Genomic DNA, 20,130 nt, shown 5'->3' with positions numbered 1-20,130 from the left:
TCTCCTCAACTGTCGTCGCGGTACACCCGGCCGCCCTTCATCACGAAGCACACCCGCTCCGTGACGGACAGGTCGGCCAGCGGGTCCCCGGGGACGGCGACGATGTCCGCGAGCAGTCCCTCGCGCAGCCGGCCCCGGTCGTCGGCGTCGATCAGGTCGGCGGCGACGACGGTGGCGGCGCGCAGCGCGTCCAGCGGCCGCATGCCCCGGTCGGCGAGGGCGAGCAGTTCCTTGGCGCCCCTGCCGTGCGGGATGGCGGGCGCGTCGGTGCCGAGGGCGACCTTGACGCCGCGCCGGATGGCCCGGGCGGTGGACTCGCGGGCGCGCGGGAAGACCTCGGCGGCCTTGGCCTGGAGTTCCGGGTCGGCGTGGGCGGTGTTCATGCCCTCGGTGAGATAGGTGGTCGCGACCAGGAAGGTGCCGCGTTCGGCCATCAGGTCGAGGGTGGCGTCGCTCGCGAGGAAACCGTGTTCGATGCAGTCGATGCCGGCCTCGACGGCGGCGCGGATCGCCGAGTCGCCCATGCAGTGCGCGGCGACCTTGACCCCGGCGCGGTGCGCCTCGTCGACGGCGGCGCGCAGCTCCTCGTCCGAGTACTGCTGGGCGCCGGCGGGCCCGGTGTGCGACATGACGCCGTTGGACGCGCACACCTTGATCACCCGGGCGCCGTACTTGAGCTGGTGCCGGACGGCCTTGCGGACCTCGGCGACGCCGTTGGCGATGCCCTCCTCCACGGTGAGCGGCAGCACGCCCGGCGCGAACGCCTGGAACATGGTGGGGTCGAGGTGGCCGCCGGTCGGCGCGATGGCGTGTCCGGCGGGCACGATCCGCGGGCCGTCGACCCAGCCCAGGTCGATCGCCTTCTTCAGGGCTACATCGAGGAGTACGCCCCCGGTCTGCACGAACAGTCCGAGATTGCGTACGGTCGTCCAGCCGTACCTGAGGGTGCGGCGGGCGTTGGCGACCGCGCGCAGGGTCCGTACGGCCGGGTCCTCCTGGACCGGGATGAGGGGACTCCTGTGGTCGGGGCCGCCGAGGAAGAGGTTGACCTCCATGTCCATCAGGCCCGGCAGCAGGGTGACGTCCCCGAGGTCGCGCACGACGGTGCCCTCGGGCAGCCGGGCCGGGCGGCCCACCTCGGCGATGCGCTCGCCGATCACCAACACCTCGCCGGGCTCGATGAGTTCGCCCTTGTCGACGTCGAGGAGCCGGGCCGCGCGCAGGAGGATCGGGGCGTCGGGCGGCCGCTTCATCACACGGCCGGTTCGACGACGGCGTCGATGCCGGCGGCCCCGCTGTCGGGGACGCGCGGCTGTCCCCACGCCTCCACCGGGAAGGCGATGGTGACGAGTGAACAGAACGTCCACAGCAGGTGTTTGTCCTCGTCGCCGATGCCGTCGAGGCTCACCTTCTCCAGATACGCGGTGCCCTTCTCCAGCAGCGGGAACGCCACGTCGTAGAAGGCCTGGAGCTCGTCCATCGTGGACGCGATCCGCTTGGCGTAGCGGGCCCGTTCGCCGAACAGCGCCCAGTCGGCGAAGGGTTCGAGCTCGGCGAACTCGGCGGGAAAGACGTTGGCCATGTCCGGGATCTCCCTCACTTCGCGTACTCGTCCACGAACCTGCGTGCCGTGGTGTGCAGATGGCGCAGCAGGACCTCCTGGTCGCACAGCGGGAAGCTGTCCAGCGTGCGCGACTCCAGCATGGTCTGGGTCGCCTCCAGGGTGTTTCCGTCCTGCAGTCCGTACTCCTTGAACGACACCACCGCGAGCTCCTGCTGGAGCCGCTGGAAGGCGTTCTCCGGCGGCATGAAGTAGGCGGTGCCCTCGAAGATGTGCGTGTTGTACGAGGTGGGCCAGTAGTGGTAGGTCAGCACCCAGTTGGGCCGCCAGACCAGCAGCATGAAGTTGGGGAAGAAGACGAAGGAGTCCATGCCCCAGACCTTGCTGCGGGTCGGGTTGATCGCAGGCGGCAGCTGCTCGGTGGTGAGACCGATGTCGGGGGCCTCCCACGCGCCGAACAGACCGCTGCGCAGGGCTCGTTCGACCGGCTTGACCATGGCCCGCTCCTTCGGCGGGGCGATACCGCCCCAGGAGGAGACCATGCTGTGCGGGCCGTCGATGTCGTAGTGCAGCGCCTCGTACCCGTACTTCTTGATCTTGGCGGCCTCTTCGGCGACGTACTGTCCCGAGTGCAGGATCGGCGCGTGGTAGAACTCGGCGAACGCGTCGATGAACAGCTTCCAGTTGCTGCCGATCTCGGCGCGGTACTTGTGCACCTGGGTGAGCTTGTGGAACGGGTAGCCCTCGATGCCCTCGCCGAACCGGCCGAGGTAGTCGCGCAGTGACGTGGTGTTGTCCGGGTCGAGGTTGACGAAGACGAAGCCCTCCCAGACCTCCGTCCGCACGGGCAGCAGTCCGTACTGGGACTTGTCGATGCCGAAGAACTCCGACTCCTGCTGGACGAAGGAGAGCTTGCCCTCCAGGTCGTAGCGCCAGGCGTGGTACTTGCAGGTGAAGGCGCGGCAGGTGCCCTTGGTCTCCTCGCGCGGGAAGTCGTCCCAGACGAGCTTGTTCCCGCGGTGCCGGCACACGTTGTGGAAGGCGCGCACTTTCCCGTCCGTGCCGCGCACCACGACGACCGAAGCCCGGGCCGCGTCCAGTTCCTTGGTGAAGTAACTCCCCTTGCGCGGCAGTTGCTCGACGCGTCCGACGTTCAGCCAGGTCCGGCGGAAGATGGCGTCTCGCTCGAGCTCGTAGTGCTCCGGCGAGATCGAGTCCGCGTACGAGACCGGCTCGGTGTCGATCTTGAAGTGCTCGGTCCAGCTGCCCTCGGAGGGCTTCGGGAAGTGCGCCATGGAACGGAACCTCCGGTCGGTTGACCCCGTCAAGATAACAGTGATCTCTCTTGAGGAGAATACCGTTTCCGCTTATCGTCAGGACAGCTCTCCACACGTCTGGGCACAGGGAGGACGCACGTGACCGCGACCGCTCGTCACCGGCACTGGATCGACGGCCTGGACGCACCGCCCGACAGCGGGGCCTGGCTGCCGACCCTCGATCCGGTCACCCGTGAACCCGGCGACGAGATCGCCGCGGGCGGGGCGGCCGACGTGGACCGGGCGGTGACGGCCGCCGAACGGGCCCGGCGCGGCTGGGCCGGCCGCTCCCCCGCCGGGCGGGCGGCCGTGCTGCACCGGATCGCCGACGCGATGGAGGGAGACGCCGAGACGCTGATGCGCCTGGAGCGGGAGTGCACCGGGAAGGTTCCGGCGCAGCTCCGCCTCGAAGTCGACATGTCGGCGCAGTACTTCCGCTACTACGCGGGCGTCGTACGGGCCGCGGGGCAGGGGCAGGTGATCGAGCAGGGCGCGGGCACCCACACGTACACCCGCCACGAGCCCTACGGCGTGGTCGGGGTGATCACCCCGTGGAACCTGCCCCTCAACCAGGCCTGCCGGGCGCTCGCACCGGCGCTGGCCATGGGCAACGCGGTGGTGGCCAAGCCCTCCGAGTTCACCTCCGTCTCGACGCTGCACCTGGCGCGGCTGGCCTCGCGGGCCGGGCTGCCGGACGGGGTGCTGAACGTGGTCACCGGCACGGGTCCGCAGGCGGGCGCCGCGCTCGCCGCACATCCGGGGGTGCGGCGGCTCGCCTTCACCGGGTCGGTGGCCACCGGACGCCGTCTCGCGGCGGTCGCCGCCGGCCGGCTGATCCCGCTCACCCTCGAACTGGGCGGCAAGTCGCCCCTGTTGGTGTTCGCGGACGCCGACCTGGACCGCGCGGTCGCGGCGGCCGTGACGGCGCTCGCGGCCAACGCCGGTCAGATCTGCTCGGCGACCGCCCGGCTGCTGGTGGAGGAGTCGGTCCACGACGAGGTGGTGGACCGGGTCGTCGCGGCCGCGGAGAAGCTCCAACCGGGCGTGGACTTCGGCCCGTTGATCACCGAGGCGCAGTACGGGAAGGTGCTCGGCCTCCTCGCGGACACGCCGGGAGCGGCCACGGGTGGCGGGCCGTACACCGAGGGCCCGGCGGCGCGCGGGCTCTACGTACGGCCCACCGTGTACGCCCGCGTCGATCCGGGCGCCCGGATCGCCCGCGAGGAGGTGTTCGGACCGGTGCTGGTCACGATGCCGTTCCGGGACGAGGCGGAGGCCCTCGCGCTCGCCAACGACACGGAGTACGGGCTGGTGGCCGCCGTGTGGAGCGGCGACCTGGGCCGCGGGCTGCGGCTGGCCGAACGTATCGACGCCGGTCAAGTGGCTGTCAACGGCGGCCCGTTGACCGTGGAGACGCCGTTCGGCGGTTACAAGGGCAGCGGTTACGGGCGGGAGAAGGGCCTGGCCGCCCTGCACGAGTACGCACAGCTGAAGACCGTCAGCGCGAACCTGTAGGGCACTTCGGGGAGCAGGAGAGGGAGAGGGAGGCAGCGGATGTACGACGAGGACTGGCAGCGGGCCGCACGGGCGGTGCGCGCGGAGGTCATCGGCGACGACGGCGGCCGGACGGCCCCGCCCGGGGACCCGGTACCGCCCGAGTACCAGGACTATCTCACCGCCATGGCCTGGGGCGTCTGGGCCCGGGGCGGCCCGCTGAGCAACCGCGACCGCAGCCTGCTGGTGCTGGCGATGACGGCGGCGGCCGGGCGCATGGACGAGTTCCGCATCCATCTGCGGGCGTCCGCCAACGCGGGGGTGACCGACGACGAGGTGAACGAGCTGCTGTACCAGATCACGGCCTACTGCGGGGCACCGGCCGGGAACGCGGCCCGCTCGGTCATCCGCGAGGTGCGTTCCGCGCGGGAGTCCGTATGAAGGGGCTCGTCGTCGGGTTCGTCGGGCTCGGGAACATGGGTGGCGCGCTGGCCGCCAACCTGGTGCGGGCCGGGTTCGAGGTCGTCGCGTACGACGCCGCCGGGCCGGACCGTACGCCGCTGGGGGCCCGCTGGGCGCCCGGTCCGGCGGAGCTGGCGCGCGCCGCCGATGTGGCCGTGCTGAGTCTGCCCGACGGGACGGTGTGCGAGGAGGTGGTCCGGGATCTCGCGACCGCCCGGGACCGGCGGGTCACGCATGTCGTGGACACCTCCACGGTCGGGGTGTCGGCGGCGCGCAGGCTCGCCCTGGCGGGGCTCGCGTACGTGGACGCGCCGGTGTCGGGCGGCGCCGCGGGGGCCCGTAGACGCACCCTGATGGTCATGTACGCGGGCACGGACGAGCACTGCGCGTATGTCGAGCCGGTGCTGGCCGGGCTCAGCGACCGCCGGCGGCGGGTCGGGGACCGGCCCGGGCAGGCGCAGGCGCTGAAGCTCGCCAACAACTTCCTGTCGGCCACCGCGCTGGCCGCGACCAGCGAGGCCGTGGCCTTCGGTACGGCGGCCGGGCTCGACCCGGCGGTGATGCTGGAGGTCCTCAACGCCTCCAGCGGGCGCAGCGGGGCCACCGCCGACAAGTTCCCGGACGAGGTGCTGACCGGCCGTTACGCCTCCGGTTTCAGCAACACGCTGATGGCGAAGGACGTACGGCTGTATCTGCGGGAGGCCGCGGGGCTGGGCGGCGCCGCGGTGGTGGCGGGGGTGACGGAATCGGTGTGGGAGGCGTTCGCGGCGGCGGATCCGGGGGCCGACTTCACCCGGATCTACCCCTTCACCACCGGTGCCGGGGCGGCGGCGTCCGCCGCCGAGCCTCCGAGCAGTACCAGCAGCACCTCGCGCACGACCTCGGGGTAGCGGTCGTCGCCGTCCTCGTCGACCAGCCACAGCTGGTGGATGCCCTCGACGAGGGCGAAGACGGCGGTGGCTCCGGTGCGGGCGTCGAGGCCGCTCGGCAGCCGCTCCCCGTACCGCGCGACCAGGTGTGCGGTGAGATGGTCCTGGACGGCGAGACAGCGGTCGTGCACATAGGCGAGGGCGGGTTCCTGGCCGGTGACGGCCTCGGCCAGGAGCACATTGTGCACCCGGGCGAGCGCGGGGTGGTTCTGCTCGAAGGCGACGGCCTCCGCGAAGTCCCCGGCCCAGTCCTCGCCCATGTTGCGGCCGGCCAGGTGCTCGCGGTTGAGCCGTTCGCGGAGCTTCAGGACCTCCAGGAGCAGCCGCTTCTTGCTGGGGAAGTAGTGCAGGACGCCCTGCCGGGTGAGCCCGGCGCGCTCGGCGACGGCGTCGATCGAGGTGCCCTTGAACCCCCGCTCCGCCAGCACCTCCAGTGCCGACTCGAGGATCTCCTCACGCCGCGCGCAGACCACGGGGCCGCCCCTTTCCGCCGTTGGACGGGTGCCCGCACACAGTACCGATTCCGGGACCTTCGTCACAGACCCATCGCACGCAGGGCGGCGCGGGCGGCCTCCCCGGCCGGTCCCGGGGCGCTCCCGCCCGCGACCTCGGTGAGCAGCCGTACGTCCTTGGCGAGCAGCCGGCCCGCGCTTGCGCCGATCCGGTCGAGGGTGCCGCCGGAGTCGACCACCCGCTCCAGGGCGAAGCTCGCGGAGCTGCCGCGTGGGAGGAGCCGGCCGAGTGCGGCGGGGTCCAGGCCCAGCCGGTCGCCGAGCGCGAGGGTGTCGGCGGCCAGCCCCAACTGGGCCGTGAACAACAGGTTGTTGAGGAGTTTGGCGACCTGTCCGGAGCCGAGGGGGCCGAGGTGGGCGACCGGGTCGCCGTAGGCGGCGAACACCGGGCGGCAGGTGTCGTACGCCTTCTCGTCGCCGCCGACCATGACGAGGAGGGTGCCCTGTTCGGCGGCCCGTCCGCCGCCGCTGACCGGGGCGTCCAGGACGGTGACGTCCTGGGCGGCGGCCCGTTCGGCGAGCCGGCGGCAGGTGTCGGGGTGGACGGTGGAGTGCACGGCGAGGAACCCGCCGGGCCGCAGCCCTTCGAGGACCCCTTCGCCCACCTTCCCCACATCGCCGTCGTCGACCACGCACAGGCACACCAGGTCGGCGGCGGCGCCGAGTTCGGCCGGTGAGCCCGCGACCTCGGCGGGGGTGTCGGCGAAGGGGGCGAGGCTCTCGGGCCGGCGGGCCCACAGGGTGGTCTCGAAGCCCGCCTCGACGATCCGGCGGGCCATGGGCGCCCCCTGGCTGCCCAGGCCGATGAATCCGACTCGCATGACTGTCAGTCCTTCCGCTGCGGACGCCAGAACACGGCCAGCAGTCCGGCCGTCGCCACCACACCCACCCCGAGCACCACCGAGCCGCCCGCCCAGCCGGTCACGGCGATGTCCGCGGCCTCGTCCACCGAGTACTCCCCCGGCCCCCACATCCCGAGCGCCACCGCGAGGACGCCCAGGACGAGGACGTACTCGTAGCCCTCCTTGAACACGAAGAAGCCGTTCCTGCGGTGGGCGAGCAGTCCGGCCACGAGCATCACGGACAGCACCGCCGCGCAGGCGAGGGAGGTCAGCAGACCCGCCAACAGCAGGACTCCGGCGCCGAGTTCGGTGAGGACGCTGAGCCAGGCCTGCAGCTGCGGGCGGGTCAGGCCGAGGCCGCCGAACCAGCCGGCGGTGCCCGCGATACCTCCCCCGCCGCGCCAGTGGTTCCAGCCGTGCACGGCCATCACCACACCCAGCACGACCCGCACCAGCAGCAGAGCGGTGTCCGTGGCCTCACTCATCCCGGCTTCCCCTTCTCCGTGGGCAGCGCCCGAACCCCCAGGGCGCACTCCTCGACGAACGAGAGGACGCTCAGGTGGTAGGCGAGGGCGGTGCGGCCGACGCTGGTGTTGTGACCGGCGCCCGCCTGTTCGTGCCGTACCACCCGTGGGGCTCCGGTGAACATCGAGGCGAGATCGGCCAGTCCCTCGGGGCCGTTGGCCCACACCTGCTCGTGCTCGGCGAGGGTCAGGTGCACGGGCACCGGGACCCGCGCCGCGAGCTGGGCGAACTCCTCCTGCCAGCCCTCCCGGTGGCCCTCGTAGGAGGGCGAGGCGGAGCCGATGGTGCGACCGCCGTGGACGTCCGGCGGATAGGCGTGTGGCGGATGCCACAGCGCCCGGCGGAGGTTGGGGCGGGTCCGGGTGGGGTCGCGCCGCCACTCCTCCATCGCCCGCACCGCCCGCGGGTGGTGGATGCGGCCCATCCCGGCCAGCTCCACGCCCAGCAGTTCGGCGCCGCGCGGGTCGCTCGCCATCCGGACGGTGAGTTCGCAGCCCGCGGAGTGCGCCCACACGAACACGCCCACTCCGCGCTCCAGGCCCGCGAGCAGCGCCTCGACCGCGGCGAACGCGAAGTCCGTACGCTGCTCGGGCTTGCGCATCCGCTCCTCGTACCGGGCCGAACTCCCGTACCCCGGACGGTCGATGGCGATGACGGTGAAGCCGGTGGCGGCCGCGGTGCGCAGCAGGGAGAGCCGGGGGTGTCCCGGGTGGTCGAAGTAGGCGGACGTGGTGGCGCCGCCGTGCAGGGCCACGATCACCGCCTGCGGGCGGGCCGCCTCGGCGACCAGGGCGGAGGCGGGGACGCCGTGCACGTCGACGACCTCTCGGTGCACGGCGGTGGTGAGATCGGGTCCGAGTGAGGTCATCCGTCCGTCCTGAGCAGGAGTACGCCGCCCGGGGTGAGCCCGCCGCTGGAGACCACGGCGGTCCGCGCGCCCGCCACCTGCCGCGCGCCGGCCTCGCCCCGGAGCTGGAGCACGGCCTCGTGCAGCAGGCCCATGCCGTGGGTGCGGCCGTGGGAGAGCTGGCCGCCGTGCGGGTTGAGCGGGATCACCCCGTCGCGGGCGATGTTCTTGCCGCCGTCCAGGAAGTCACGGGCCTCGCCGATGCCGCAGAAACCCAACGCCTCCAGCCAGGACAGGCAGTTGAAGGTGAAGCCGTCGTAGAGCAGCGCCACGTCGACGTCGGCGGGGCGCAGTGCGGTACGGGTCCACAAGTGGGCTGCCTGGCCGAGCACTTGGGGTTCGTGGGTGAGGCTCGCCTGGTCCCACTCGGGGCGTTCGACGATCTGGGTGCCGACGGCCTCGATGCGTACGGCCTGCCCCGGGAGGTCGGGGGCGGTCTCGGCGGCGGAGACCACCACGGCGGTCGCCGCGTCGCACGGGACGTCGCAGTCGTAGAGGCCGAAGGGGGTGGTGATGGTGCGCGCGGACAGGTAGTCGTCCATGGTGAGCGGGTCGCGGTAGATCGCGTCCGGGTGCAGGGCGGCGCCCGCGCGCTGGTTGAGCGCGATCCAGCCGAGGGTCTCGCGGGTGCTGCCGTAGCGGTGCATGTGCCGTTGGGCGTTCATCGCCAGCATCATCGAGGGCGAGACCGCGCCGAAGGGCTTGAACCAGCCTTCCGGGCCCGCCGGTCGAGGCAGGCGGAGGCGTCCCTGGCGGATGAGTTCGGCGTACGTGGCCTCCCACACCGTGCGGAAGCACAGGACGTGCCGGGCGAGGCCGCCCGCGACGGCCAGCATCGCCGCGATGACGGATCCGCCGGGGCCGAAGGTCTCGCCGGCGCCGTTGTGCCAGACCGGGCGGATACCGAGCGCCGACTCCAGTGCGGTGACGCCCCCTTCGGCGAAGCCGCCGTAGGCGCCGCCGCCGGGGTAGGTGGAGAGTCCGTCGATGTCGTCGAAGGTGAGTCCGGCGTCGGCGACGGCCTTCTCGCAGGCCTCCACGGTGAGTTCGAGGGGCGGCACCATGAGGCGGCGGCCGAGGCGGGAGGCCCCGGCGCCGGTGATGACGGCCCGTTCCTCGAACCTGCGTGAGTGGACGGGAGGGCGGATGCGGTCGCGGACGCGCTCGGGGGGCGGGTCGTCGGCGGGCAGTTGCCCCGGCTCCGGCCGGCCGGGGGCGGACGGCTCACCGGGCTCCGACTGGTCGGGGGCCGGGCGGAACAGGGGCAGCCAGGTCTCCCCCGCCCGCTCGAAGACGGCCTCCATGCGCAGGCCGATCCGCAGGTCCTCGGGCGCGCAGTCGACGGCGTTGGTCGTCAGCCGGACCCTCGGGTCCTCCTCGATCGCCACCTGGGCGAGGACGAAGGGGGTCGGCAGGCCCGGGAACGGGAAGCGGTGGTTGACGGTGAAGCCGATGAGCGTGGCGCGGCCGGAGACCTCGCGGATCTCGGTGGCGTGGGAGCGGCAGTGGCGGCACACGGGCCCCGGCGGGTGGATCAGCGCGTCGCAGGCCGTGCAGGACTGGAAACGGAGCCGCCCGTCGCGGCCGGAGGTCCAGAAGAACTCGGTCTCCTGGGTGGTCGCCGGCTGCGGACGGGCGGCTTCCTCGGCGCCGGTCAACGGACCTTCGCCTCCGCCTTGCGGTCGGTGACGGGTTTCGCCAACCCCTGTTCGTCACAGGCCCGTTGGAGGGCGACCAGGGTCTCCTCCAGGCCGGGCCCGAGCCGCGGCCCGGGGGTGAAGACGGCCGGGAGGTGGCGCATGCCCTGGATGACGCCGATGGTCTCGTAGTGCACGGCGCCCTCGGGGTCGCAGGAGAAGTCCGGTATCCGGTCGAGGACTTGGAGGAGCATCCGCTTGAACACCGTGCGGGCCACGTTGGAGCCGATGCAGCGGTGGATGCCGAGGCCGAACGCGGTGTGGCGGTTGCCGGGGCGGGCGAGGTCGACCCGGTCGGGGTCGGGGAAGACGGCCGGGTCGCGGTTGGCCATCGCCCAGGAGAGCCAGAGGCGGTCGCCCTCCTTGAACTCTTTGCCGGCGATTCGGCAGTCCTCCGCGACGGTGCGTCCGTCGCCGGGCGCCGGGGTGAAGTAGCGCAGGAACTCCTCGGTCGCCGAGTCCAGGAGGGTGTCCCGCTCGCGGCTCAACCGGGCTCGTTCGGCGGGGTGCCCGGAGAGCCATTCCAGGGCGTGCGCGGTGAGCGCGGTGGTGGTGTCGAAGCCGCCGCCGATGAGGAGGGCGAGGGCGCCCACGAGGTCGCCGTCGGAGGGTGGTTCGCCGTCGATCTCCATGCGGGCGAGGGCGTCGGCGAGACCGGGGCGCGGGTCGGCCCGCACCTCGTGGAGGGTCGCGCCGATGTCCTTGATCATGGCCTTGTGGGCCTCGATCACCCGGGCCATCTCCGGCGAGCTCGGCGGGGTGTAGACGCCGGCGTGGGCGGGTTCGTTGTACAGCTCCCACTTCTTGAGCGGGATGCCCATCATGGCGAGGGTGAAGACGGCCGGGACGATGTTGGCGAGGTCGTCGACGAAGTCGATGCGGCCGGACTCGATCCGCTCGTCGAGGCAGGCGCGGGCCACCTCGTCGATGAAGGGGATCCAGCGGGCGATCGCCGCCGGGGAGAGGTAGGGGTTGAGGGCGCCCCGGTAGGTGCGCTGCTCGGGCGGGTCCATCTCCAGGAAGCCGCCGCGGATGCCCCGGCCGCGTTTCGGCGCGGGGATGCTGATGCCCTGGTAGCCGCGGCGCTCGCCGTGCACGTCGTGGTCGTTGGAGAGCTTGTCCTGTTCCCTGGCGAGGGCGAGCAGTTCACGGTTGCCCGCGGCCACCCAGTGTCCGCCGTAGGTGTCGGACCAGGCGAGCGGGCAGCCCGCGTGGAAGGCGCGGGTCTGCTCCTCGAACTCGTCGCGGTACTCGGGGGCGTGCCGGTCGAAGTGGACCCGGGGCTGTTTGCGGGCCTCGTCGTCATCGGTCATGTGGTGTGCCTCCTTCCGAAGTGCCGGTGCTCAGAAGACGCTGATCGCCCGTTCGGGGCAGGACCGGACGGCTTCGACGACCCGGTTCTCCTGGTCCTCGGGGACCTCTTCGACCAGGGGCGAGGAGTGGCCGTCGATCTCGCTGAGCTCGAAGACGTCCGGGGCGCGCATGAAGCACAGGGTGTGGCCCTGGCAGCGCTCGGCGTCGACGCGGACCTTCACGTCACTCAACTCCCGTTCAGGTGAGGTCGGACAGGGACTTGCCGACGGAGGCCAGGGTGGCGGGCTCGCCGTAGTTCCCCTTGTACTTGTAGACGGGGGCGTCGCAGCGGTAGGCGCCCTGGTCGGGGTCGAAGTCGGCCGGCTGCCAGCCCTTGGTGGTCGCCTCGACGACGGAGTAGCACTTGGTCGGCACCTTCGAGGACAGGTCGAAGGGGGCCTGGAGGCCGCCGGCGGTCCACGCGGTCTGCTTGAGGGCGTTGTCGTAGACGCACTTGCGGGTGAGTTCGGCGCAGTCACGGGCCGAGGTCGCGAACAGCAGCCAGGCGGAGAAGGCGCGCAGCACCGGGTAGGTGATCTGCTTGTCGGGCGCGTACTTCTTGAACAGGTCGATCACCTGCTGGGTGGCCGGGTTCTCAGCGGCGCTCTCCAGCGGTGCGGTGGCGAAGAGTTCGGCGTAGTTGTGCTGCTTGGCCAGGGCCGCCCCCGCGAGTTGCTGGAAGGCGGGGCCGTAGGCGTTGCTGTTGGCGTCGATCCAGTCGGGGGTGTAGCCGATGTTGGTGAGGGCCTGCTCCAGCTTGGCGAGACTCGCGAAGTCCCCCAGGAACACGAGGCCCTTGACGCCCCTGCTCTTGATGGACTGGGCGTACGGGGTCCAGTCGGAGACGCCGGCCGCCGGGTAGAGGTCGGAGTAGGAGACCTTGCCGCCGAGGGCCGGGATGGCCTCCTTGAACTGGGCGGAGATCACCTTGGTGACGGGGACGTCGCCGGCGATGACGCCGACCTTCTGCGCGGAGGCGGGGTACTTCTCCTTGAGCAGCCAGGTGAAGTAGCCGGCGTACGAGAAGTAGCCCGCGGTCGGCTGCGCGGCGACCACCTGGAGGTCGGAGCCGATGGCGCCGATCTGGCTGGACTGGCCGGGGAAGTTGGGCAGCAGGCACTTCAGCCGGTCCTGCACGCCCAGGTTGTCCAGCGCGGCGCCGCCGCCGACCAGCGCGAAGTCGGACTTGCAGGCCTCCAGCACGCGCTGGCGGACCTCCATCAGCTTGGTGTCGCGGGTCACGGGCTCGATCTTCCGCCCGTTGATGCCGCCCGCGTCGTTGCACCACTCGGTGAACACCTTGGCGGCGTCCACGAATTCGGACTTCTTGGTGAAGCCGACGTCGGACATGACGCCGACCTGGATGCTCTTGTCGGTGACGCCCTGCACGGTCGAGGACTTGGCGGTGCCTGCACCGCACACGTTCTTGAGGGTGCCGAGGTCGGCCGACGCCGTGGAGGCGCCGGCGGCCGGGGTCGTCTGCCCGGCGCCGGTGTTCGAGTCGTCGTCGGATCTGGTGGAACAGCCGGCCAGCATCACCGCGAGCACGGTGACCGAGCCGATCAGCAGCCTGCGCAAGGTGCCTCCTCGGGGAGCTCGGACGCCGTCGTCCGAGAGAGGTGACTCAGAAAACGGGTCAGGTGACCGCGCCGCTCGCCTTGAGCGCGAGGATGCGGTCCCAGTCGTGGCCGAGCTCGGAGAGGATCTCCTCCGTCTGCGCGGCGAACTCGGGGGCGGGGCCGAGGCGGGTGTCCTCGACGTCGAACTGGACGGGGCTGGCGACGAGTTCGAGGTCACCGGCCCGTCCGATGTAGCCGTTGGCGCGCACCTGCGCGTCGGCGGCGGCCTGGAGGGTGTCCTGGACCGGGGCCCAGGGGCCGTCGAGGGCGGCCAGGTCCTTCGCCCACTCGGCGAGGGTGCGGGTCGCGACGACCTCGCGGAGGATCTTCACCGCGTCGTCGGTGTGCGCCGCGATGGACTCGGCGGTGGCGAAGCGGGGATCGTCGGCGAGTTCGGGGCGGCCGAGGCAGTGGCAGACGTTCGACCAGAACCTCGCCGGCTGGAGCATGACGAAGGAGAGATAGCGGTCGTCGGCGGTGCGGTAGAGGCCGGAGAGGGGGTTGGTGGGCGAGCCGTGGGCGGAGGGGGTCACGCCCTCCCAGGCCCGGTCGAGGTGCATGGACAGGGCGATGGAGTGGCCGAGCGCCCATACGCCGCTGCCGAGCAGGGACACGTCGACGACCGGGGCCTCGCCGGTGCGCTCGCGGCGCAGCAGGGCCGCCGCGACGCCGCCCGCGAGGTTGGTGCCGGAGACCGTGTCGCCGTAGGCCGGTCCGGGCGGGCTGATCAGGCCCTCGGTGCCGGCCGGGGTGACGGTGACGGCCGTGCCGGCGCGGGCCCAGAAGGCGGTCATGTCGTAGCCGCCCTTGTCGGACTCGGGGCCGCGCGGGCCGAGGGCGCTGCCGCGGGCGTAGACGATCCGCGGGTTGACGGCGCGGATGTCGTCGACGTCGATGGCGAGGCGGGCGCGGGAGGCGGGCATGAAGCTGGTGAGGAAGACGTCCGCCTCCCTGACCAGTTGGTGGAGCACCTCGCGGCCGTCGGGGGTCGCCATGTCGAGGCCGATGGAGCGCTTGCCCCGGTTGGCGTGGGCGACGTTGGGGTTGGGGTCGCCCTCGACCTTGAAGGTGCCGGTCTGGCGCAGTCCGCGCTGCGGGTCGCCGGTGACGGCGTGCTCGACCTTGACGACGTCCGCGCCCCAGTCGGCGAGCACGGCGCCGGCGGAGGGCACGAAGCCGTACATCGCCACCTCCAGCACGCGGATGCCCTCCAGCGGCCTCATACGACCACCCGCGCGAACGACTTCTCCTCCAGGAACTCCTCGAACCCGGCCCGGCCGCTCTCCCGGCCGACGCCGGACTGCTTGTAGCCGCCGAACGGCACGTCGGGGGCGAAGTAGTTGCCGCCGTTGATGGAGAAGGTGCCGGTGCGGATCCGGCGGGCGACCCGGAGCGCGCGCTCCTCGTCGGCGCTGTGCACGGCGCCGGAGAGTCCGTACCTGGAGTTGTTGGCGATGCGGACGGCGTCCTCCTCGTCGTCGAAGGGGATCACCGCGAGGACCGGTCCGAAGACCTCCTCCTGGGCGATCTCGCTGTCGGGGTCGACGTTCGCGAGGAGGGTCGGCTCGTAGAACCAGCCGGGATCGATGCGCCGGCCGCCACGCACGAGGGTCGCTCCGTCGGAGACCGCCCGCTGGACCATGCCGTCGACCTTGTCGCGCTGCTCTTCGCTGATGAGCGGGCCCATGGCGGTCTTCGGGTCGGTGGGGTCGCCGACCCTGACGCGCTCCAGGCCGGCCGCGACGAGCCGCACGATCTCGTCGTGGTGGGCGCGCGGGACGAGGAGGCGGGAGGTGAGCGCGCAGCCCTGGCCGGAGTGGGAGCAGATGGTGAACGCGGCGAACATGGCCGCCTTCGGGAAGTCCGCGTCCTCGAAGACGATCATCGCGGACTTGCCGCCCAGTTCCAGGAAGACCCGCTTCACGGTGTCGGCCGCGGCGGCCATGATCCGGCGGCCGACGGGGGTCGACCCGGTGAAGGTGACCGCGTCCACCTCCGGGTGGGTGGTGAGGAGTTCGCCGACCTCGGCGCGCGAGGAGCTGAGCACGTTGACCACGCCCGGCGGTATGTCGGTGTGCTCGGCGATCAGTTCGCCGAGCGCCAGGGTGATGAGGGGGTTCTGCGGTGCGCCTTTGAGTACGACGGTGCAGCCGGCGGCGAGCGCGGGGGCGAGCTTGGCGAGGGCGAGCTGGTTGGGGTAGTTGTACGGCAGGATCGCGGCGACGACCCCGGCCGCCTCCTTCTCCACCCAGCGGTGGTGGCGCTGGCCGCGTGACGCGACCTCGCCGAGGTCCTCGGTGAACTCGTACTTCTCCAGCAGGTCGGCGTAGAACCCCACCAGGCCGATCGGCTCGTCCAGTTGGGGGCCGTGGGTGAGCTGGAGCGGGGCGCCGACCTCGGCGATCGTCAACTCGCGGAGTTCCTCGCGGTGTTCGTCGAGGGCCTGCTTCAACTGGCGCAGACAGCGCACCCGGAGTTCCGTGTCGGTGGACCAGTCGGTGGTGTCGAAGGCGCGGCGGGCGGCGGCGACGGCGGTCTCGGCGTCGGCCTGGCCGGCGTCCGGGGCGTGGCCGAGCAGTTCGCCGGTGGCGGGGTTGTGGGAGGGGAACGTGCTCTCCGCGGCGACCAGTTTGCCGTCGATCAGCTGGGACTTCACGATGAGGGCGCTCACAGCCGTACCACCTGTCCGCCGTCCACGGCGAGGATCTGTCCGGTGAGCCAGCTCGCGTCGTCGGAGAGCAGGAAGAGCACGGCGCCCGCCTGGTCGGCGGGGGTGCCCATGCGCTTGAGGGCGAGGGACTGCACCATCGCGCCGCGGTACTCCTCCGGGACGATGCTGCGGGTGGCCTCGGTGTCCGTGGGCCCGGGCGCGATGGCGTTGACCCGGATGCCGCGTCCGCCGAGTTCGGCGGCGAGGGAGACCGTGAGGTGGTTGATGCCGGCCTTGGCGAGGCCGTAGAAGCCGGTGGGCTGATAGGCGGCGGTGGAGGACTGGTTGACGATGGCCGCGCCCTCCTCGAGGTGCGGCAGGACGGCGCGGGTCACATGGAGCGCGCCGAGGAGGTTCACCTTGAGGAACCGGTCGAGGTAGTCGTAGTCGACGGTGACGATGCCCTCGCGTCGCATGCCGTGGAAGATGGCGGCGTTGTTCACCAGGTAGTCGATGCGTCCGAACTCCCGGACGACGGTGTCGGCGAGTTCCTGTGCCGAGGCCGGGTCGGCGACGTCGACCTTCACGAAGAGGGCGTCGCCGATCTCCTTGGCGACCCGCTGCCCCTGCTCCTCGTTCAGCTCGGCGACGACGACCCGCGCCCCCTCGGCGGCCAGCGCCCTGGCGTACCCCTCGCCGATGCCCTGTCCGGCCCCGGTGACGATCGCCACCTTGTCCTTGAACCGCATCCCAGCCCTCCTAGTTCGGTCGCTCGCCCCCGATGCGGAAACTACATTCTCCATTTGCGTGAATCAATAATCCGGACAGGAGAATCTGATGCTCTCCACTTCCACCCCAGGCCATGGTGAGAATATGGTTCTCCCGTATGGAAGGGGTGTTTCCATGATCGACTCGAAGGCCCTGAGCCCGTCGCTCGGGGTGGAGTTCACCGGCGTGACCGATCCCCTCGACGACGCCTTCGTCGAGCGCGCCGCCGAAGCCCTCAAGTGGCGGGGGGTGCTCCTCGTCCGCGGGCTGCACCTCGACGACGAGCAGCAGCTGGCGTTCAGCCGGCGGCTCGGCGAGGTGGTCGCGCTGCGCGGCCAGGAGATCTTCCCGATCTCGATCAACCCGGAGAAGAGCAGCAGCGCCAAGTACCTCAGGGGCGCCTTCTTCTGGCACCTGGACGGCACCAGCGACGACGTGCCCGTCAAGGCGACCACGCTGACGGCGCGTCATGTCGCCACGGTGGGCGGCGGAACCGAGTTCGCCACCACGTACGCCGCCTACGAGAACCTGCCGGAGAAGGACCGCGAGCGGTACGAGAACCTGCGCGTGGTGCACAGCTTCGAGGCTTCCCAGCGGCTGGTGACCCCGGACCCCACGGACGAGGAACTGGCGGCCTGGCGCACCCAGCCCACCCATGAGGTGGCCCTGGTGTGGCGCCGCCGCGACGGCCGCCGCTCGCTGGTCACCGGTACGACCGCCGACCACGTGGTCGGCATGGATCCCGAGGAGAGCCGCGCCGTACTCGACGAACTCCTCGACTGGACCACCCAGGAGCGGTTCCGGTACACCCACGACTGGTCGCTGGGCGACCTGGTGATCTGGGACAACACCGGGGTCCTGCACCGGGCGCTGCCGTACGACGACAGCTCCGAACGGCTGCTGCACCGAACGACCGTCGTCGGCGACGAGGCCTTCGGATGACCGCCCCCAGCGGCGGCGGCGCCGGCCGGACCGCCGTGGTCACCGGCGGCGCCTCCGGTATCGGCCGGGCCATCGCGCGGCGCCTCGCCGCCGACGGCATGAAGGTCGCCGTCCTCGACATCGCGCCCGCCGAGGAGGGCCACGGCCTCACGGTCGACGTCACCGACCGGGCGCAGGTGGACAAGGCGATGGACGCGGTGCGCGAGCGCCTGGGGCCGGTGTCGGTACTGGTGAACGCGGCAGGCAAGGACGGCTTCACCCGCTTCGGCAGCCTGTCCTTCGCGGACTGGCAGCGGGTCGTCGACATCAACCTCAACGGCGTCTTCCACTGTGTGCAGTCGGCGCTGCCGGACATGTGGGAGGCCCGCTGGGGCCGGATCGTCAACATCTCCTCCAGCAGCACGCACTCCGGCCAGCCGTTCATGGCCCACTACGTCGCCGCCAAGTCCGCGGTGAACGGGCTCACCAAGTCCCTCGCCCTGGAGCTCGGTCCGCGGGGCATCACCGTCAACGCGATCCCGCCGGGGTTCGTCGACACGCCGATGCTGCGCAGCGCCGAGAGCAGGGAGCAGCTCGGCGGCACCGTCGAGGACCACATCGCCCGCACCCCGGTCCGGCGGGTGGGGCGCCCCGAGGACATCGCCGCGGCCTGCTCCTTCCTGGTGAGCGAGGAGGCCGGCTACATCACCGGCCAGATCCTCGGGGTGAACGGGGGCCGCAACACATGACGCGGGTGCCTCCGATCCCCTACGAGGAGTGGGACGCCGACGTCCTGCACCCCCTGACGGGCGGGCGCACCGTACCGCCGTCCAACGCGCTCGGCCTCCTCCTCAACCACCCTCGTCTGGCGCAGGCGTTCCTGACCTTCAGCACCCAACTGGTGTACCGCGGTTCGCTGCCCGCGCGGATGCGTGAGCTGACGGTCCTACGGGTCGCCTGGCGGCGCCGCTGCCGCTACGAGTGGGCCCACCATGTACTGATGGCACGTCAGGCAGGGGTGACGGAGGAGGAGTTGGCAGGCGTGCGCGAGGGCAGCGACACCCTCCTCAACCGTGCCGTGGACGAACTGGAGACCACCTCCACGCTCCGCGACGAGACCTACGCGGAGCTGGGAGAGGAACTGGACGAACGCCAGCTGATGGAGCTCGTGTTCACCGTCGGCGCGTACGCGATGCAGGCGATGGCGTACAACACCTTCGGGGTGGAGCCGGACGCCGGGATGGACGACGGGGGGATGGGTGAGGCCGTCGTACACCTATAATTCTCGGCCTCTCCTCCGAAAGGGCCGACCGTGATGCTGGGCATGGTTGTCTGGGACCTCCGCTCCCGCGCTTCGACGCGGGAGCGGTAGCGACCACCTGTCTCCGCTCCTCTCCTCGTCGAAGTGCTCTTCGTGCCCACCGCACGTTCGACCACGAGGAGTACGTGGTGTCCACGATCCACTGGACAGAAGGCCACACCCACCAGTCCGCCCGCTGGCATTCCGAGAACAGCACCCCCCTTCCCCGACGAGTCGTCCTCGCCGACGACCGGATGAGGGCCGACCAGGCCTGCCGTCATGCCGCCGGGGGAACCGCCCTGCTCTGGCTGGGCGGCGACTTCCACAACGCCCGCCAACTGCTGGGGGCGATGGGCCGTCGCGTCGACCGCGGGCCACGCAGGGCCGGCACCTCCCCCAGTGACGCGTTCCACCTGCATCGACGCGCCAAAGGCCAGCGCGCCGGCGTGCTCGGCAGGTTGTTGGTGCTGCTGGGCGACGACTACACCCTGGCGTTGCGCAGGGCGCCCGATGTCCGCCAGGCGTGCCTGGAGGCATACGGTCCGCCGAGGGGACCCGTGGTGGTCTCGCTCCGGGAGCTGCTCGGAGTGATCGGCGCCCATCAGTGGCGTCTGAAGGGGGTCGACGTGCCGGCGCTCGGCGCCCGCGTCCACCCCCACTACGGAGTGTTCGCACCGGTGAGGGGCGAGTACGTCGACCTGGTCGCGCGCACTCCGCTACGACCGGTTCCCCGTACCGCGTTCGACCTCGGCACCGGAACCGGTGTCCTCGCCGCCGTGCTCGCCCGCCGGGGAGTCGGCCATGTCGTGGCCACCGACATCAGCCCACGCGCCCTGGCCTGCGCCCGGGAGAACGTCCGACGGCTGGCACCGAGCGGCCGGATCGACGTGGTGGGCCCCTGTCTGTTCCCCGAGGGCCGTGCCGACCTCGTCGTCTGCAACCCGCCCTGGCTCCCGGCCCGCCCCACCGGCCCCGTCGAGCAGGGCGTCTACGACCCGGACGGCGCCATGCTCGACGGCTTCCTCACCGGTCTGGCCGCCCATCTCCGACCGGGCGGCGAGGGGTGGCTCGTCCTGTCGGACCTGGCGGAGCACCTCGGTCTCAGGACCCGTGGTCAACTGCTCGCCGCCGTCCGGGCGGCGGACCTCCGGGTCGTGGACAGGATCGGCACCAGGCCCACGCACCCACGGGCTCAGGACCCCGACGATCCGCTCCACGCCGCACGCGGTGCCGAGATCACGTCTCTCTGGCGGCTGACCCCGGCCGGCTGACCG

Annotated in this window: 21 protein-coding genes; 7 read left to right on the top strand and 14 right to left on the bottom strand. The window is 71.7% G+C overall.

The genetic code is table 11. The features are described 5' to 3' along the window. Window positions 1–5 precede the first annotated feature (5 nt). Genes ACFPIH_RS28970 through ACFPIH_RS28960 form a run of 3 tightly spaced genes read right to left on the bottom strand, consistent with a single transcriptional unit; the run spans window position 6 to window position 2,856 of the window. Window positions 6–1,253, bottom strand: coding sequence for a metal-dependent hydrolase family protein (locus tag ACFPIH_RS28970; RefSeq protein WP_381178354.1), 1,248 nt, complete (start codon window positions 1,251–1,253; stop codon window positions 6–8). Further along, complete coding sequence (locus tag ACFPIH_RS28965; protein WP_381178351.1) at window positions 1,253–1,582, bottom strand: hypothetical protein; 330 nt, start codon at window positions 1,580–1,582, stop codon at window positions 1,253–1,255. The genes ACFPIH_RS28970 and ACFPIH_RS28965 overlap by 1 nt, the downstream gene beginning before the upstream one ends. Window positions 1,583–1,596: 14 nt before the next feature. Continuing rightward, window positions 1,597–2,856, bottom strand: a complete 1,260-nt coding sequence (locus ACFPIH_RS28960; RefSeq protein WP_381178348.1) for an aromatic ring-hydroxylating oxygenase subunit alpha — start codon at window positions 2,854–2,856, stop codon at window positions 1,597–1,599. Between the two features lie 120 nt (window positions 2,857–2,976). Here ACFPIH_RS28960 and ACFPIH_RS28955 point away from each other — a divergent pair, with 120 nt between their 5' ends. The 3 genes from ACFPIH_RS28955 to ACFPIH_RS28945 are packed head-to-tail and all read left to right on the top strand — an operon-like array spanning window position 2,977 to window position 5,723. Next, window positions 2,977–4,392, top strand: a complete 1,416-nt coding sequence (locus ACFPIH_RS28955; protein WP_381178345.1) for an aldehyde dehydrogenase family protein — start codon at window positions 2,977–2,979, stop codon at window positions 4,390–4,392. A 39-nt stretch (window positions 4,393–4,431) separates the two neighbouring features. Continuing rightward, the gene (locus ACFPIH_RS28950) at window positions 4,432–4,812 is read left to right on the top strand and encodes a carboxymuconolactone decarboxylase family protein (RefSeq protein WP_381178341.1); all 381 of its coding nucleotides are present in this window, start codon (window positions 4,432–4,434) and stop codon (window positions 4,810–4,812) included. Next, window positions 4,809–5,723, top strand: a complete 915-nt coding sequence (locus ACFPIH_RS28945; RefSeq protein ID WP_381178338.1) for an NAD(P)-dependent oxidoreductase — start codon at window positions 4,809–4,811, stop codon at window positions 5,721–5,723. The genes ACFPIH_RS28950 and ACFPIH_RS28945 overlap by 4 nt, the downstream gene beginning before the upstream one ends. On the opposite strand, the gene ACFPIH_RS28940 is transcribed toward ACFPIH_RS28945, so the two are convergent. The 11 genes from ACFPIH_RS28940 to ACFPIH_RS28890 form a co-directional block, all read right to left on the bottom strand. Next, the gene (locus ACFPIH_RS28940; RefSeq protein WP_381178335.1) at window positions 5,633–6,235 is read right to left on the bottom strand and encodes a TetR/AcrR family transcriptional regulator; all 603 of its coding nucleotides are present in this window, start codon (window positions 6,233–6,235) and stop codon (window positions 5,633–5,635) included. The two genes, ACFPIH_RS28945 and ACFPIH_RS28940, sit on opposite strands and share 91 nt — an antisense overlap. Before the next feature lie 62 nt (window positions 6,236–6,297). Further along, window positions 6,298–7,095 carry an NAD(P)-dependent oxidoreductase gene (locus tag ACFPIH_RS28935; protein ID WP_381178332.1) on the bottom strand — a complete coding sequence of 266 codons (798 nt, stop codon included), beginning with the start codon at window positions 7,093–7,095 and terminating at the stop codon, window positions 6,298–6,300. 5 nt (window positions 7,096–7,100) lie between these two features. Continuing rightward, a complete protein-coding gene (locus ACFPIH_RS28930) occupies window positions 7,101–7,601 on the bottom strand; it encodes a DoxX family protein (protein ID WP_381178329.1) in 501 nt (166 codons plus the stop codon). Further along, entirely contained in the window at window positions 7,598–8,509 is a 912-nt protein-coding gene (locus tag ACFPIH_RS28925; protein WP_381178326.1) for an alpha/beta hydrolase, read from the bottom strand. The genes ACFPIH_RS28930 and ACFPIH_RS28925 overlap by 4 nt, the downstream gene beginning before the upstream one ends. Next, on the bottom strand, window positions 8,506–10,206 hold the full coding sequence (locus ACFPIH_RS28920; RefSeq protein WP_381178323.1) for a thiolase C-terminal domain-containing protein: 1,701 nt from the start codon (window positions 10,204–10,206) through the stop codon (window positions 8,506–8,508). Before ACFPIH_RS28920 ends, ACFPIH_RS28925 begins: the two co-directional genes overlap by 4 nt. Beyond that, complete coding sequence (locus ACFPIH_RS28915) at window positions 10,203–11,558, bottom strand: cytochrome P450 (protein WP_381178320.1); 1,356 nt, start codon at window positions 11,556–11,558, stop codon at window positions 10,203–10,205. Before ACFPIH_RS28915 ends, ACFPIH_RS28920 begins: the two co-directional genes overlap by 4 nt. Before the next feature lie 30 nt (window positions 11,559–11,588). Further along, complete coding sequence (locus ACFPIH_RS28910) at window positions 11,589–11,780, bottom strand: ferredoxin (RefSeq protein ID WP_381178317.1); 192 nt, start codon at window positions 11,778–11,780, stop codon at window positions 11,589–11,591. A gap of 16 nt (window positions 11,781–11,796) precedes the next feature. Then, window positions 11,797–13,176, bottom strand: coding sequence for an ABC transporter substrate-binding protein (locus ACFPIH_RS28905; protein WP_381178314.1), 1,380 nt, complete (start codon window positions 13,174–13,176; stop codon window positions 11,797–11,799). Between the two features lie 58 nt (window positions 13,177–13,234). Then, window positions 13,235–14,440 carry a CaiB/BaiF CoA transferase family protein gene (locus ACFPIH_RS28900; protein ID WP_381178311.1) on the bottom strand — a complete coding sequence of 402 codons (1,206 nt, stop codon included), beginning with the start codon at window positions 14,438–14,440 and terminating at the stop codon, window positions 13,235–13,237. Continuing rightward, window positions 14,437–15,888, bottom strand: a complete 1,452-nt coding sequence (locus ACFPIH_RS28895; protein ID WP_381178308.1) for an aldehyde dehydrogenase family protein — start codon at window positions 15,886–15,888, stop codon at window positions 14,437–14,439. The genes ACFPIH_RS28900 and ACFPIH_RS28895 overlap by 4 nt, the downstream gene beginning before the upstream one ends. Further along, window positions 15,885–16,616, bottom strand: a complete 732-nt coding sequence (locus ACFPIH_RS28890) for an SDR family oxidoreductase (RefSeq protein ID WP_381178306.1) — start codon at window positions 16,614–16,616, stop codon at window positions 15,885–15,887. The genes ACFPIH_RS28895 and ACFPIH_RS28890 overlap by 4 nt, the downstream gene beginning before the upstream one ends. Window positions 16,617–16,770: 154 nt before the next feature. On the opposite strand from ACFPIH_RS28890, the gene ACFPIH_RS28885 reads away from it, so the two are divergent. From ACFPIH_RS28885 to ACFPIH_RS28870, 4 genes are all read left to right on the top strand, one after another. Continuing rightward, window positions 16,771–17,577 carry a TauD/TfdA dioxygenase family protein gene (locus ACFPIH_RS28885; protein ID WP_381178303.1) on the top strand — a complete coding sequence of 269 codons (807 nt, stop codon included), beginning with the start codon at window positions 16,771–16,773 and terminating at the stop codon, window positions 17,575–17,577. Then, window positions 17,574–18,305, top strand: a complete 732-nt coding sequence (locus tag ACFPIH_RS28880) for an SDR family NAD(P)-dependent oxidoreductase (RefSeq protein ID WP_381178301.1) — start codon at window positions 17,574–17,576, stop codon at window positions 18,303–18,305. Before ACFPIH_RS28885 ends, ACFPIH_RS28880 begins: the two co-directional genes overlap by 4 nt. After that, entirely contained in the window at window positions 18,302–18,838 is a 537-nt protein-coding gene (locus ACFPIH_RS28875) for a carboxymuconolactone decarboxylase family protein (protein ID WP_381178298.1), read from the top strand. The genes ACFPIH_RS28880 and ACFPIH_RS28875 overlap by 4 nt, the downstream gene beginning before the upstream one ends. Window positions 18,839–19,005: 167 nt before the next feature. After that, window positions 19,006–20,127, top strand: coding sequence for a methyltransferase (locus tag ACFPIH_RS28870; RefSeq protein ID WP_381178295.1), 1,122 nt, complete (start codon window positions 19,006–19,008; stop codon window positions 20,125–20,127). Window positions 20,128–20,130 lie beyond the last annotated feature (3 nt).

Source organism: Streptomyces vulcanius, assembly GCF_042653945.1.
In the GTDB taxonomy this organism is placed as follows: Bacteria; Actinomycetota; Actinomycetes; order Streptomycetales; family Streptomycetaceae; genus Streptomyces; species Streptomyces mangrovi.
This window is presented reverse-complemented; position numbering and strand designations above follow the sequence as displayed.